The sequence below is a fragment of the Microcoleus sp. N9_A2 genome, assembly GCF_036701775.1.
GTDB lineage: Bacteria > Cyanobacteriota > Cyanobacteriia > Cyanobacteriales > Microcoleaceae > Microcoleus.
Map to the genome: position 1 here is coordinate 63559 of NZ_JAUBRH010000008.1, position 15064 is coordinate 78622.

Here is a 15064-nt window from a genome sequence, read left to right on the forward strand (position 1 = left end):
GCCAACAACCCACGGCTAACCCTCCGGGTACAGTGGGGCTTGAAATACAGCCGGTGTTGACCAGACTTAGGTAGCAATACCTGCGTTAGTAGTAAGTGTTAAAATTCACACCGAGGTCAGTACCCAGCTAGTTAAGAACTCTGCAATCAGAGCATTAATTAGCCGTTTTGAATGCTGGTGTGTTTAGAAAAGTACCGACTGCTAACAAGGTCATTACTCGTATCAAAGCGCAAAAGCTGACTCGGGAATTTTCCCTATTGAAGCGGCCTACCGAAGCGGGTTACAGTATCGAAAGCCTCTCATCTGTGCGAACAGATGGTGCGAAAGGAATGCTCACCTTGAGGTAAAACGGGTTTCTTTAACTCAACTTGACGTAACTGATATGTTGCATATATCCAGCCCTCCTTTTCCTCCCGCCACCTTGCTGATTACAGCTATGGTGGGGGTTTTCAAGGGGGAAGAAAGATGAGTCGGGGAGATGGAAGCAAGCTGAAACTGATGGTAGTCGATGACGAACCCGACAACTTGGATTTATTGTACCGGACGTTTCGACGCGACTTTCAGGTTTACAAAGCAGATAGCGCCCTCAGCGCCCTGGAAGTTCTAGACGAACAGGGCGAGATGGCAGTGATTATATCTGACCAGCGGATGCCAGAAATGAATGGCACCGAGTTTTTGGGGAAAACAGTCGAGCGATTTCCCGATACGATTCGGATTCTGCTAACGGGATACACAGATGTTGAAGATTTGGTCGAGGCCATCAACTCAGGTCAAGTTTTCAAATACATCACCAAACCGTGGAATCCAGAAGAACTCAAATTGGTGATCAATCAAGCCTCAGAAACTTACAAATACTACAAGCAGCGCAGCGTTGCATTGCGCCGCGCTTTACGCAAGGAATCTCTGTTCAATGAGGTAATGAGCGTGATTCGCGGGTCGCTAGATTACTCTAGTATGGTACAAACTATTGTTCAAACCGTAGGTCAAACTTTTGAAGCCAACTATTGTATGCTGCGGCCGGTAGAGACCGATAGACTATTGCCGAGTACCTTCCCCTACCAAGCCCAAACCGACGAGGCCATTCACTTTTCTTTTGATGAAAATTTGCTGGTTCAAGCCGTAGCCACCCGCCAAACTCAAGTGAACCCAAACAGTGGGGGGGACGGTAAATCGGTTGAGATTGCCGTGCCCCTGACTTACCAGCAAGAATTGCTGGCGGTACTGGCTTTGTGCCAGATTGGCGGAACTAACCCTTGGTCGGCAGAAGATATAGAGTTAATAGAAGGTGTAGCAGCTCAAGCTGCTCTCGCCCTGTCTCAAGCTAAGCTATACCAGCGCACTCTGGATTTAGCCAAGCAGATGCAAAACGAGTTGGAAGTGGCCCGCCAAATCCAAACAAACTTGTTGCGTCAAAGTTGGCCGGATTTTGAAACTGTCAGGGTGCAAGCTTGCTGCTATCCCGCGCGGGAAGTTGGTGGCGACTTTTTTGAAGTCTACGTCCACTCCCAAGGGGATATTTGGATAGCGGTGGGAGATGTTTCGGGTAAGGGAGTTCCGGCTGCTCTATTTATGGCGAGCGCGATTTCGGTGATGCGGCGGGAACTTTCCCAAGAAGTTTCTCCAGAACCCGCTCAAGTTATGCAGAACATGAATAGCAGTATGTCTGACGACCTGATCGGCAACAACCATTTTATTACAATGGTTGTAGCTCGTTACACTCCGTCAACGGGACACCTCGCGTTTGCTAATGCCGGTCACATTTACCCGATTGTTTGGTCTCACTCGGAGGTGAAAGCTCAAGCTGCTAGCGGTAAAACGCCAGCCGAGCCGAATTTCCTGAAAGCTCGTGGCATTCCCTTGGGGATACTACCAGTTTGGAGAGGCAAAGCAGGTGCGATCGAATTAAAGTCAGGAGATGTATTTCTGCTGACGAGTGACGGAATTACTGAAGCTAGCGTGACCACTGAAGTCGCAGGGGGTGTACCAACCCGTTCTATGCTACAACAAGAAGGGCTTTGGCAACTCTTGATTCAGGAACCGGGTTCCTTCAGCTTGGACAATTTGTTGGCTTACATCCGAGCCGACAATCCAGTTCAGGAAGACGACCAAACCATACTCTCTCTGGAGGTTCTTTGAATCTGTCAGCGACTCCCGACGCATAGTCGGGGGTGAGAGCCGAAAAAACTTAAGCCCTGCAGGTTGACGGGCCACAGAGTAGTCCTGCAAAGGACGGCGTTATCGTCAACAGTCAAAAACCACAGTAAAAAACCTAGCCGGCGATGGCGCAGCTAGTTTCCTGAATCGCTTTCCTGGGGGATTAAACACCTGTAAAAGGTTAAGGTAGAAGGCATTGGTCAGAAAAAACCAAAGCTTAAAAGTCAGGGATTGAAACAAAGATTTTTTATACTTCGCTGCTTGCAGTCTCGGTATAATTATCACTTGTTAATGGGATTTAGACCCATAACTAAAGTTTTCAACAATACTCTTAACTTCTGCCTTCTACCGAATGACGAATGCCTGATTTTTAAACAGAAAAGGCTAGTATCCCCCGAGTAGCGACAAGTATTGAGGCCGAATCCATTCGGCGCGTCGTGTTTCATACCTGGTGTGAAGACACAGGGTTTTCAAACTTACGGGATTTTTTTATGAATACTGAGCTTCATGTGCCAAGCGACTTGCGGTTTTTAACAATTGTTGAAAATTGGTTGCTGAGCAGTTTGGAAGTAGAGCTAGGAGAGCACGTCGATTGGCCGCGTCAGTCGAATCGTTTGCGCTTGGTGTTAGCAGAAGCCTATTCTAACGTGATCCGCCATGCTCACAAAGATCAACCCAATTTGCCCGTGTTAATTCGCTTGAATTTAAAAAATAGGGATATTGGTTTAGAAATTTGGGATTACGGTAAAGGTTACGAAATGGATACTTACAATCCCCCGAGGCCGGAAGCTAAACAGGAAAGCGGCTACGGCTGGCTGATTATGAGCAGACTTATGGATCGGGTGGACTACACTTTGCAATTAGACGGTCGCAACTGTCTGAAGTTGGAAGCGAGTTTGCCGGAAAAATCTTAATTAGTCGTTAGTCATTAGTCATAAGTGATTAGTGATTGACAATGCACTTTGAGACTCGCTTTGGCTGTCTGTCGCACGCTGCGGTGACAGCCACTTTTTCGTGCAGTAGCGTCAGCCCAACGCGAGACTGTAAGATTGTAGGGGTAAAGTCCCGATCGCACAAATACCGCAGAAACGGGATTTTTATACCGTGAGTGGCACTTCACTAAAGATTTGGATAAAAAACCCGGTTTCTGCCTCATTCTGGCGATAAAAAGCCGATCAACCTGTCGAACTCACGATTTTAGCTATTACGTGCGATCGACAGGTCAAACTGCAATAGGCAATTTAAATCTGAAACAGATTATCAAACAGCTTATTTCTTATGTGACCGCAGATTTAGCAATTCTTGGGGAGAAGCTAACAGTTTGACTGTGACAGAAAGGATTTTTTGGTCAGAATTGAGCAACAACAGCCATCCGACATTAACACCAAATGCGGAAGTCTGCACCCGGCCGCTTACCTGAACTTCTACTTGACCATCTTCTAAAATTTGGCTAACACCTTTCTGGGGTTCTAGCTGCATTCCTCGCGCTTCTTTTTTAAGATAAGTGGCGATCGAGATGTTGCCGATAATTGGATCTTCAAACGGCGCGTTTAGAACCCCATCATCGGCAAATAAATTAGCCGTCGCTTCAAAATCGCCCGCGTTTAAAGTTTCAAAATATTGCAGTACGGCTGGAATGGTTATGCCTGCAATCTTTATAGAGGTAGTTAAAATAGGTCGAGTTGTTGCGGTCATAAAACAAGTAATTTCAAATGAATGAGTATACTTTAATCATTATCTTTGCCGCAGCAAATCCCTCAAAAGATATAAGTAGGGCTAGGAAAATAATTCTCCTAAAAAAGGAGAACCGGAGAGCGTCAATCGCAGCTTTCAGAGCGATCGACCAAAATCAATATTACTTCCAAAAAATCCAAGTGTAGCCAAGCTGCAAACCCTGATAGCATCAGTCATTTCCCATCCTTCAATTCTTGAATCTAAAATTTAAAATCTAAAATCTAAAATGATATAAACCCAGACACCTAATGGCATCTGGGTTTTTGGGCAAGCCTGTTTAACAGAGCCAACCAGAATATTCTATTTGCGGATCAAATTGAGCAATTCCTTCGGAGATGCCAACAAGTCGATCGCCACAAAGAAAATTTGACCTTGGGGATCGAGCAAAAACCGCCACGCAATGTTCATTCCCACATTCGCGCCGAACCAGGGAGTTTCGACTTTGCCGGTGACTTTCACTTGGCGGTAGCCATCTTCGGCTGGTTCTGACACGCCTTGCTGGGGCATCATTTTCAGTCCGATGCACTCTTCGCGCATATAGTTGAGGATAGCTTCGCGACCAACGATCGGCTTTTGGAAAGGTGGTTGCAGGGCACCTTCTTCAGCAAATAAACCGACGGCTGGGGTGAAGTCGAAGGCGTTCATGTAGTCGATGTAGCTGAGCACAGTCTGCTCGGTGATACCTTCAATCTGTGTTTTCACCCGCTCTTCTGGAGCGGTGGGAGTGCTGCGGGGGGCTGAGCGTTTGCCGTACTCTTGGTTAAAAGCAGGGTCATAGCCCATGTTAACTACGGTATTCCGAAGTACGGTAATTTGCTGACCCGGATCGAGTTTTTTGATGGTTTCGAGAACTTGGGTGGCTTCGGGAGACATTTGATAGCCAGCCGGGATCGGAGCGACAAGGCCCTGTTTCATCAACTGTCCCAACTCGTACCAGAAACCGAGTTTGGTGTTGACGCGCAAGGAAGTGTAAATCCGGCCAATTGTTGTGTCGGCGTTGCTGGCTAGGTCAAACATGGTTTTGCTTTGAGCAGCCGGCGACATCTGCTTAATTTCGTTGAGGACACCTTCGACAAGCGCCATGCTTGCTACTCCCGGTGCTGCTGCGGTGATGGAAATGCCCATTTCGGTGTAGGCATACCAGAGCAGTGCGAGTTGGTCTTCAACACTGAGTTTGTAGAACGCTTCCGTGGTAGCCGGAACAACGCTAGCAATCTCGGTGTTTGAGAAAATAGATTGAGCTGATTGAATACTAACTGCCATATTTATGCTGTGGGATTCGCTGTCGGTTTTACTTGCGTACTTGAATTAGCGAATCGAATTCTCCCTAAATTAAATTATGTAACATTTTTGACATTTGGGAGTTCAAACTTATAAATATAAAGATTGTAAAAGAATTATCAATACTGTTCCAAAATTACTCTTAAAGTTACTAGACTTATGGCACAAATTGTGCAGTGGTTTCTTACCCGATGAAAAAATCAATTAATAGCGATCGCATTAAGCAAAAAGCCCTTGAGTTGGGCTTTCACAAAGTGGGGATAGCCTCAAAAGACCCGGATTTCGATCTAGAAAAACAAAGATTGCAAGCTTGGCTGGACAAGGGTTATCAGGCGGATATGGCATGGATGGCAAACCCAAAGCGGCAGGATATTCAATTGGTGATGCCAGAGGTTCAGTCAGTAATATGTGTCGCCATCAACTACTACACACCTCACCAACGCCCCTCAAATCCCCCTTGTGAGGGGGGGGTTGAGGCAGGGATCGAATATGCTAAAATCTCTCGCTACGGTTGGGGGCGGGATTACCACAGAATTTTGCACAAAAAACTGAAGGTTTTGGCAAATTGGGTGCGATCGCAAGGCGAGGGAATTGAAGCGCGGTATTATGCTGATACCGGGCCAATTCAGGATAAAATGTGGGCGCAGCGTGCCGGGATTGGCTGGATTGCCAAAAATGGTAATGTAATTTCGCGCGAATACGGTTCTTGGGTGTTTTTGGGCGAAATCTTGACTAATTTGGAGTTAGCGTCGGATGAGTCTCATACGGAACATTGCGGTACTTGTACTCGCTGCATTGAGGCGTGTCCGACGGGAGCAATTACTGAGCCTTTTGTGGTGAATGCCGATCGATGTATAGCTTATCACACGATCGAGAATCGAGCCGAAAAATTGCCCGACGAAATTGCATCTAATTTACAAGGTTGGGTAGCAGGCTGCGACATTTGTCAGGATGTTTGTCCTTGGAATCAGCGATTTGCTAAACCAACTGATGTGGCAGAGTTTGAGCCTTATCCTGAAAATATAGCACCGACACTTGCAGAATTAGCCGACATTTCCGACGAGGAATGGAACCGCAGATTTACCGCTTCGGCGCTGCGGCGCATTAAACCCGAAATGCTGCGGCGAAATGCCAAAGCCAATCAAATCAATAGTTATTAGTTAATTGGTATTGGTTATTGGTTATTTGTTATTGGTTGTTGGTTATTGGTTGTTGGTTATTTGTTGTTTGTTGTTGGTTATTTGTGATTGGTTATACTCAAACAGATTTAATAAATCGGAGAGCTAACAAAGAGTGCATTTTACGTTTGATTAGTAGGTAATATAGAAATGATGACCTATTCCTGAGTTGTTTTACTCAATGCTAAAAGTAATTATTTTTGATTTTGACGGTACTCTAGCAGATACGATTGATATTCTTCTGAATATAACTAATCGTTTGTCAGCAGAATTCGGCTTTAAGTCTGCCACAAAAGAAGAACTCGCTCAACTGAGCAATTTAACTTCTTGGCAAATCCTGAGATATTCTGGCATTTCTATCTTCAAATTCCCGCTGCTGATTAGAAAATTGAAAGCAGAGTTACATAATGAAATTCCGAATATTCAATTATTTCCGGGAATCAAAGAAGTTTTACTGGAGTTAACAAAACTTGGCTTTCAACTGGGTATCATCACCTCTAATTCCAGAGAAAATGTCTTAGCATTACTGGAAATCAACGGTTTGCAAGGCACTTTTACATTTATTTATTCTGGCTCAACTTTTGGCAAACATAAAGTTATTAAAAAATGGCTAAAAAAAGAGCATATAAATCCTGAAAAAGTCATTTATGTCGGAGATGAAACGCGAGATATAGACGCAGCTAAAAAAACTGGAATTAAGATAATTGCTGTAAGTTGGGGTTTTAATTCTAAATCAGCTTTGGCTGCACAAAATCCTGACTTTTTGATTGAACGTCCCCAGCAATTGATCGAGATTATGAGTAATCTGGGATAAATGTAAACTTATGTAAAGAGAAATTACAAAAGTTAAAGTAGTAAAAACTTTGTGTGCGTACCGATTGAAAAAATTGATTGATGTTGATATAAAGATGAATGAAAAGATTTACTCGATCGCTCAAATAAAGAGGAACAGTATTATGTCAGCCTTTGAAACTTTCTTGACGTTCGGCTTCGCTTCAGTTTTCGCGGTAGCTACTTTGGCGACTTGGTTGCGTTTCACCTATCCACCTTCTGTTAAACGCAATTAGTTGTAAGTAGGTGGGTACAAATAAACAGTAGATGGGGAGGGCGGGTTTAGCCTTCAAAAACTGGCTGGTATCATATATTCTTAGCTAAACCCGCCCCTACAAAATACTATTGTTTTTTCGCAATGACCTACTTATTATTTTTTCAACTTGGTATCAGAAGTCGGGTTTCTTAGACTTTGCATGATACCCAGAAACCCGGTTTCTTCGTAAATATTTCGCCACCCAACCGATATTTTCTGAGAAACCGGGTTTCTTAGACTTTGCATAATTAAGAGAAAGAAAAAATCAATTTGTTAGTCTCCTTCGCCCCGTTTTAGTGCGGCTAAGACAGCTTGCTGGCTAACTGCTTGGTAGATTTTGGCAAAATGTTGCTTGAGTGCGTCTGATGCAGATGATGATTTGGTAGCGGTTCCCTTTCCGTCTGTTGCGAGGGGAATTGGGCCTAAAATATCTAAGACTGTTTCGCTGCTGGGGGGAGGTACAATTACTACTAGAGATGATTCTAGTTCCTGGTTGTATTCCCAAAAGCGATCAACCTTCGGCAATTTAGCATTCGCAATAGGGGAATTTTCGCCCGAGTTTAGCAGTGTATTCTCCTCTCCTTCGGTACCCCGTCTTTGGCGGAGTGCTGTCAGGATTTGCTCTTTGGTTCGGCCCCGCATTTGAAACAGTACGAAGGGGTCTTCGCTGAAGCGATCGCCCAATAAGTAGTATACTGCACTGATATGCTTGCAAGGATTTTTTGGGTCAGGACAGCTACAGCGTGATCGAATATCAGATAAACTTAACGGAAATAGCGTTTTGCCGGCCGCTGCAAATACATCTTCAATATTGTGCGGCATTTCTCCTGCTAATAATTTAGCTGAAAACACCGCTCTTTGCGACATATTTTCAATCACATAATCCCAATCTTCATCGGTTAATGTATCAAGTCCTAAAGAAACTTGATAAGGTTTGGGATCAGTGCCTTGAACTACGGCAATTACTTCTTGGTTAGGAAATTTAATGCTGAGAACTTTACCTTCGCGCGCGTACTGCCAGCCGCGTTCTAAGCGCTTTTTGAAGCGGTAGGTATTGATTAAATCGAGCCACTGTTGTGTCCACCATTCTCTGTCTATCATAAGTCGAAGGAAGTTCGGCAACGGATTTTGTAACGGATGTAACGGATGTAAGAAGGAAGTTCGGCAACGGATTTTGTAACGGATGTAACGGATGTAAGGAAGAAGGAAGAAGGAAGAGGGAAGGAGGTATATATTAGATTATGTCCAATAAATCAACCCTAATTATTGTAGGAGCGTGTTCACCAATATATATGATACAAACGATGGATATAGTAAACCCGCCCCGCCCCGGCGACAAACCAATAAATATTATTCTTCTTCTGTTTCTATAATAGCATCGCGATCGAGAATTAGTAAATTGCGAAGTTGGTCAGTATCAAGTTCAGTTAGCCAGTTTTCGCCCGCGCTGACCACTTGTTCAGCTAGAGCTTTCTTACTCTCAATCATATCGTGGATTTTTTCCTCTAGCGTACCCGTGCAGACAAATTTGTGGACTTGCACGTTGCGAGTTTGACCGATGCGAAATACGCGGTCAGTTGCCTGATTTTCTACTGCGGGATTCCACCACCTGTCATAGTGGAAAACGTGGGTAGCCCTGGTTAAGTTCAAACCGGTGCCACCAGCTTTTAACGATAATATCATAATCGGTGGGCCTTGGGGATCGTGCTGGAAGCGATCGATCATTTCTTCCCGCTGCTGTTGCCGAATTCCGCCGTACAAAAACAAAACTTCTCGCCCTAAATGCTGTTCTAGATGCGGTTTTAGGAGTTTTCCCCATTCGGCAAATTGAGTAAAAATCAAAGCCCGATCGCCCTCAGCGACAACTTCTTCTAACATTTCCACCAACCGCTGCAATTTCCCCGATTCTTGGCTGTTAATGCTCAATTCTTTGGGCTTAGCTTCTGCGTTCACAAGAGCCGGATGGTTGCAAAGTTGCTTGAGTTTTACCAGCAAAGCCAGAATCATTCCCCGGCGCTGAATGCCCTCGGCTGATTCCAAATTAGCGATTGACTCTTCGACTACTTTCTGATAAAGTGCGGCCTGTCCAGCCGCCAGACTGCAAAATACAGTCATCTCTTGTTTTTCCGGCAAATCTTGGATGATTTCCTTGTCAGTTTTCAGGCGGCGGAGGATGAAAGGCCGAACGAGCGATCGCAAAGTATGCAATGATTCTCTATCTCCATATTTCTCGATCGGAATTGCAAATCGGCGCTGAAAGAAATTGCGCGGCCCCAAATAGCCGGGATTCAGAAATTCTAAAATTGACCACAATTCTTGCAGTCTATTTTCCACCGGAGTTCCCGTCAGCGCAATTCTAAAAGATGCCTGGATTTGCCGCACCGCTTGCGACTGCTTAGCCTCGGAATTCTTAATATTTTGGGCTTCATCTAAAACCAATCCTTGCCATTTAGTGCTTTGAATTTCCTTAGCATCGCGAAACACTAGCGCGTAACTGGTAACTATTAAATCCTTGCCCTTAATTGCCGCCGCAAATGCTTTACCTTTAGCGCGTTTGTCTCCGTGGTGAACTAACACTTTTAAAGTAGGGCCAAATTTCTTGACTTCGCGCTCCCAATTGCCCAATACTGATGTCGGACAAACCAGTAATGTTGGCGCTTCTAGGGCATTTTGTTCTTGTAAGTGCAGGAGGAAAGTGATTAACTGGATCGTCTTCCCTAGCCCCATATCGTCCGCGAGACAAGCACCTAAACCCCAGCGTTCTAAGAATGCTAACCAGCCCGCCCCTAGCGCTTGATAAGGCCGCAATTCTCCCCGGAAACTAGCCGGAGTCGCGATCGCACTTACGGCCTGATTATCGCTTAAAGTATTCAACAATTCCTGAAGTTGACCCGTTGCTTCAAAATTCACCACAGGCAACTTTTCAATCATCTGAGAATCGCCAGAAGCCAAACGCAAAGCATCCTCCAAAGAAAGAGTCATTTGCTCTTTGCGACTAGCAAAAAAAGTTTTAGCAGCCTTCACATCGGTTGCGCGCAACTCTACCCACTCGCCGTTAATTTCCACCAAAGGCGAATTCAACGCGATCAAGCTGTCAAACTCAGCCTTAGAAATGCGCTGTCCGCCGATCGTCAATTCCCACTTAAAATTTAGCAGACTTTGCAAGCCCAGCCCACCTTTCGCCGGATTCACCTTCGGAGTTTCCGCTTGAATGCTCAAACCCAAACGACTCGCCCAACCATCAGCCTTAGTCAAACTAGGCGGCAAAACAACGCCCAACCCGCTATCAGCAAACCGCCAAGCCACAGACTTAATAAACTCGTAAGCTTGCAGCGGATTTAATTGACAAGATTGAGGGCGCTGGGTTTGCAAAGTCGGTTCAATTAAAGGATAAAGTTTCGATGCTAAACCCAAGCCACTGAGCAAAGTTTCTTGAGGTAATTCAATTGTCCGCCCCGCATAATTAAAACGCTCGACTGAGTTATTCCAAACAGTTGTCGCGTCCACCAAAAAGTCGATTTCATCTACTGCTTGCAAGCAATAATTTAAGCTCCAGTTAACTTTACCGGGAGACGGCGGTAGGAGTTGAAAGCAAGTGTGAAATTGATTTTGTTGAGACAGTTGGTTTTGCAGCGGTGAACTCCAAGCACTCAGCTTGGTTGCCAATTTTTCCAAGGCTGCTGATTCTACTTGCACAATTCCAGATTCCTGTTGCAAAGCTTGCAGCCATTCGCGGGTTGGAGAAACTGTTTTGATGTCAAAATTTGAGCTAGCAGCCGTTAGCGCAGCCCTCGAAGAGGATCGCACTTCACAATCTACCACACTACTCAAAAACCCCAACACCAACTCCTGGGCCCCCACAGGCAAATCCACCGCTAAAGCCTTTACCAAATCCGCAGCCGAATTTCCATCTCTTAAATCCGTTAAATCCGTTAAATCCGCTACAAAATCCGCTGCCAATCTTCCATCCGCTAAATCCGCTGCCGAACCCTTCTGATATGTTCTACAAGCCGTCGGCATTTGCTTAGAAAAAGTAGCGAGACGGAGAATATCAGTAGAACTATCTAACAAAGGTTGCCATTTAGCAATAGCAGAACCGTCCGATAGTTGCTCTAATGCTGGCAAAAATTTGCATCTCGCCAATAAATCCAAACTCCACCTAGCAAGATGCGACCAAAAACGCAAATCCGAGCCGACAAAAGAGTCAGTTTCTGTGCTATTGAGCGGTAGCGATTGCAAGAAAACAAAAGCTGCTTGAGGATTAAGTAAATAGCCCTCGACTTGCCAAGGATAAAGATAAATTTCCTCAGTTTGGGCCGGTTCTGAGAGTGCGGCTGCTGAGTGCTGCGGCATCAGAGTTGCGTTGTCTGCGGAGATTTGGGTGGGAAGTGCGATCGCCAGAATTTGCCTCTGAATCGATAAATCTTCCGTGGGAATCGCTGCGTTTTGAGTTTTGGGCGATCGCCTAGTTTTCTTACTTTTTTCCTGAATCTCTGCGGTTTCCGGCAATTGCCAGTTTAGTTTGCCCGACTGCTGCAAGGAAGTTACGAAAATCTTAAATTCAGCTTCCGTCATTGCTAAGGGATGCCGAATATTTATCGATTCAACGATATCGATGGTCCCAATTTTTCGCCAAGTTTCTCCCCAAATAAATAAGCCACTTTTTTCGCTTTCGAGCTGCCAACTGCCGTGTAAAATTGCCATTTTTTAATCCGGATAATTTTATTTAATTGCGAGGTTAACTACAGCATTTATATGGGATTTATGAAGAGTTTTTTAACAAACAGAGGATATTTTGAGCCAGACAGGACTTAGGTATAACCTCTATATGTAGGGTGCTTACGGCGCACCTTACCAATTACCGATTACCAATCTCTAAATCGAAAATTCATCGTACCATCTATGGAAGGCGTTTGGCGGGCGATCGACCGGATCATCAGATCGCAGAATGCCAAAAATAATTTCCAAGTATAAATGCTTACAATCGAGGCGCAGACAGTCGATCGCCCGCCGATGCTCTCTCTCTTTTGGCATTGGAGTCTCAAACATCCTGTGGTAATGTTACGATCCCGACAGAGAAAGAATGTGGTAGATAAGGAAGCAGTCCTACATGGTAGAGATAGACAAGTCAATATCCTTCGATGGAAGGGATATTAGACTGAAGATTGGTTTACTGGCGCCTCAAGCAGGCGGTGCAGTTTTGATTCAGTCGGGTGACACGGCGGTTTTAGTCACGGCGACTCGATCGCAGGGGAGAGAGGGAATTGATTTCCTGCCCCTGTTGGTGGATTACGAAGAGAGACTGTACGCAGGCGGTAAAATTCCCGGTGGATTTTTGCGCCGGGAAGGGCGTCCCCCAGAAAAAGTGACTTTGACTGGGCGTTTGATCGATCGCCCGTTGCGCCCGCTATTCCCAAGCTGGTTGCGAGACGACATCCAAGTCGTAGCAACAACGCTGTCGATGGACGAACAAGTACCCCCAGACGTTTTGGCGGTAACAGGCGCTTCCGTAGCGATTCTGCTGGCGAAAATGCCGTTTTACGGGCCAATGGCTGCCGTGCGAGTCGGTTTGGTAGGGGACGATTTCATCATCAACCCAACCTACAGCGAAATCAAAGAAGGCGAATTGGATCTCGTGGTAGCCGGTTCTCCTGATGGAGTAATCATGGTGGAAGCCAGCGCGAACCAATTGCCCGAACAGGATATCATCGAGGCGATCGACTTCGGCTATGAAGCAGCCTGTGACTTGATTCAAGCCCAGCGCGAAATCATGGCAGAATTGGGCATCGATTTCGTGGTAGAGGAACGCCCACCGCAAGATTTCGCCCTCGAAAACTTCATTCGCGATCGCGCCCAAGAGCCAATCCGCATCATTTTGTCAAGATTTGAAAAAGACAAAGCAATACGGAATGCAGCTTTGGATGAAGTTAAAGCCAATGCAGTCGAATCGGCGATCGCCGAACTCGCCGAAGACGATCCGATCAAAGTAGCCGCCAGCGCCAACGGCAAAGTAATCGGCAACGTTTTCAAAGACGTTACCAAAAAAATGATGCGGAAGCAAATCATCGAAGATGGCGTCCGTGTAGACGGCCGCAAGCTAGACGAGGTGCGCTCCGTTTCTTGTCGCGTAGGCGTGCTGCCGTCGCGAGTACACGGCTGTGCGTTGTTCAATCGCGGGTTAACCCAAGTCTTGTCCGCAGCTACCTTGGGAACCCCCGGCGATGCCCAAGATTTAGGAGACGACTTGCACCCGCAGCAAGACAAACGCTACTTGCATCACTACAATTTCCCGCCATTTTCCGTGGGAGAAACTAAGCCGATGCGATCGCCCGGACGCCGAGAAATCGGTCACGGAGCCCTAGCAGAACGCGCTTTGCTGCCAGTTTTGCCATCCAAAGAAGATTTCCCCTACGTAATTCGCGTAGTTTCCGAAATCCTCTCCTCCGACGGTTCAACATCAATGGGTTCAGTTTGCGCCTCAACGCTAGCATTAATGGATGCAGGCGTTCCCATTTCCCAACCCGTCAGCGGCGCGGCAATGGGCTTAATTAAAGAAGGCGATGAAGTCCGAATTTTGACTGACATTCAGGCAATTGAAGACTTCTTAGGCGACATGGACTTCAAAGTAGCCGGTACCGACACCGGAATTACTGCTTTGCAAATGGACATGAAAATCAAAGGTTTGCCCTTAGATGTGATAGCCACAGCCATCCGCCAAGCCAAACCCGCGAGACTGCACATTTTAGAAAGAATGCTGTCAACTATCGACACTCCCCGCAAGGAAATGTCGCAGTTTGCACCGCGTTTGCTAACGCTGAAAATCGATCCAGAATTCATCGGTTTGGTAATTGGGCCAGGTGGCAAAACGATCAAAGCCATCACCGAAGAAACTGGTGTCAAGATTGACATCGAAGACGACGGAACCGTGACAATTGCTGGTAACGACAGCGAAAAAGCTCAGCGGGCTTACAATATTGTCCAAGGCATGACGCGCAAGTTGAATGCTGGAGATGTGTATGTTGGCCGCGTGACTCGAATTATTCCGATCGGCGCTTTTGTCGAAATTCTGCCAGGAAAAGAAGGAATGATTCACATTTCCCAGTTAGCGGACTACCGCGTTGGGAAAGTGGAAGACGAGTTAGCTGTGAATGATGAAGTGATTGTCAAAGTGCGAGAAATTGACAATAAAGGTCGAATTAATTTGACCCGTTTGAACATTCATCCTGATGAAGCGGTAGCCGCCCGCGAAGCGCTGAATAAATAGTTGACGGTTGACAGTTGACGGTTGACAGTTGACGGTTGACAGTTGGTAATTGGTAATTGGTAATTGCTAATTGGTAATTGGTAATTGCTAATTCCTAACTGGTAATTGAGATTAAATCTGATTGTTTCAGATTGATTTGGGAGTAGAGTGCGCGACAGCGACAGATCGAGTTTGTGCGATCGGCTGTGGAAGTTAATACAGTCGCGCACTTTACCCTCGGCGGTTGAAACCGCAACTACCCAAATGAAGTCCGTGCAAAGCGGGGACTCAAGAAAAGATAAAATATTCTTAGATAGTTACGATAAATGGTATGATCTAGGCTTGTAAACCGCAGACATCGCAGGTGAAGATAGCAGGTTTGATTTT

At 45.7% G+C, this 15064-nt stretch carries 10 protein-coding genes; 5 read left to right on the forward strand and 5 right to left on the reverse strand.

What is annotated here, in order from left to right; all coding sequences use genetic code 11:
- Nucleotides 1-465 precede the first annotated feature (465 nt).
- The gene (locus tag QUA44_RS07050; RefSeq protein ID WP_333249406.1) at nt 466-2136 is read left to right on the forward strand and encodes a SpoIIE family protein phosphatase; all 1671 of its coding nucleotides are present in this window, start codon (nt 466-468) and stop codon (nt 2134-2136) included.
- Nucleotides 2137-2645: 509 nt separating this feature from the next.
- Nucleotides 2646-3068 (forward strand): anti-sigma regulatory factor, encoded by a 423-nt coding sequence (locus QUA44_RS07055; RefSeq protein ID WP_333249408.1) that lies wholly within the window; start codon nt 2646-2648, stop codon nt 3066-3068.
- 355 nt (nt 3069-3423) lie between these two features.
- Here the strand turns inward: QUA44_RS07055 and QUA44_RS07060 are convergent, their stop codons facing one another.
- Nucleotides 3424-3849 carry a ketosteroid isomerase family protein gene (locus QUA44_RS07060; protein WP_333249409.1) on the reverse strand — a complete coding sequence of 142 codons (426 nt, stop codon included), beginning with the start codon at nt 3847-3849 and terminating at the stop codon, nt 3424-3426.
- 339 nt (nt 3850-4188) lie between these two features.
- On the reverse strand, nt 4189-5151 hold the full coding sequence (locus QUA44_RS07065; protein ID WP_333249411.1) for an orange carotenoid protein N-terminal domain-containing protein: 963 nt from the start codon (nt 5149-5151) through the stop codon (nt 4189-4191).
- 209 nt (nt 5152-5360) lie between these two features.
- On the opposite strand from QUA44_RS07065, the gene queG reads away from it, so the two are divergent.
- Nucleotides 5361-6329 (forward strand): tRNA epoxyqueuosine(34) reductase QueG, encoded by a 969-nt coding sequence (gene queG / locus QUA44_RS07070; RefSeq protein WP_333249413.1) that lies wholly within the window; start codon nt 5361-5363, stop codon nt 6327-6329.
- A 199-nt stretch (nt 6330-6528) separates the two neighbouring features.
- Entirely contained in the window at nt 6529-7161 is a 633-nt protein-coding gene (locus QUA44_RS07075) for an HAD-IA family hydrolase (RefSeq protein ID WP_333249415.1), read from the forward strand.
- Nucleotides 7162-7707: 546 nt separating this feature from the next.
- On the opposite strand, the gene QUA44_RS07080 is transcribed toward QUA44_RS07075, so the two are convergent.
- The 3 genes from QUA44_RS07080 to QUA44_RS07090 all read right to left on the reverse strand — a co-directional run bounded on the left by QUA44_RS07080 (nt 7708) and on the right by QUA44_RS07090 (nt 12468).
- On the reverse strand, nt 7708-8535 hold the full coding sequence (locus QUA44_RS07080) for an SWIM zinc finger family protein (RefSeq protein WP_333249417.1): 828 nt from the start codon (nt 8533-8535) through the stop codon (nt 7708-7710).
- Between the two features lie 249 nt (nt 8536-8784).
- Nucleotides 8785-12138: a DEAD/DEAH box helicase gene (locus QUA44_RS07085; protein ID WP_333249419.1), complete on the reverse strand. Its 3354-nt coding sequence runs from the start codon at nt 12136-12138 to the stop codon at nt 8785-8787.
- Between the two features lie 171 nt (nt 12139-12309).
- Complete coding sequence (locus tag QUA44_RS07090; RefSeq protein ID WP_333249420.1) at nt 12310-12468, reverse strand: hypothetical protein; 159 nt, start codon at nt 12466-12468, stop codon at nt 12310-12312.
- A 76-nt stretch (nt 12469-12544) separates the two neighbouring features.
- On the opposite strand from QUA44_RS07090, the gene QUA44_RS07095 reads away from it, so the two are divergent.
- Nucleotides 12545-14698: a polyribonucleotide nucleotidyltransferase gene (locus QUA44_RS07095; RefSeq protein WP_333249422.1), complete on the forward strand. Its 2154-nt coding sequence runs from the start codon at nt 12545-12547 to the stop codon at nt 14696-14698.
- The last annotated feature ends 366 nt before the right edge of the window (nt 14699-15064 follow it).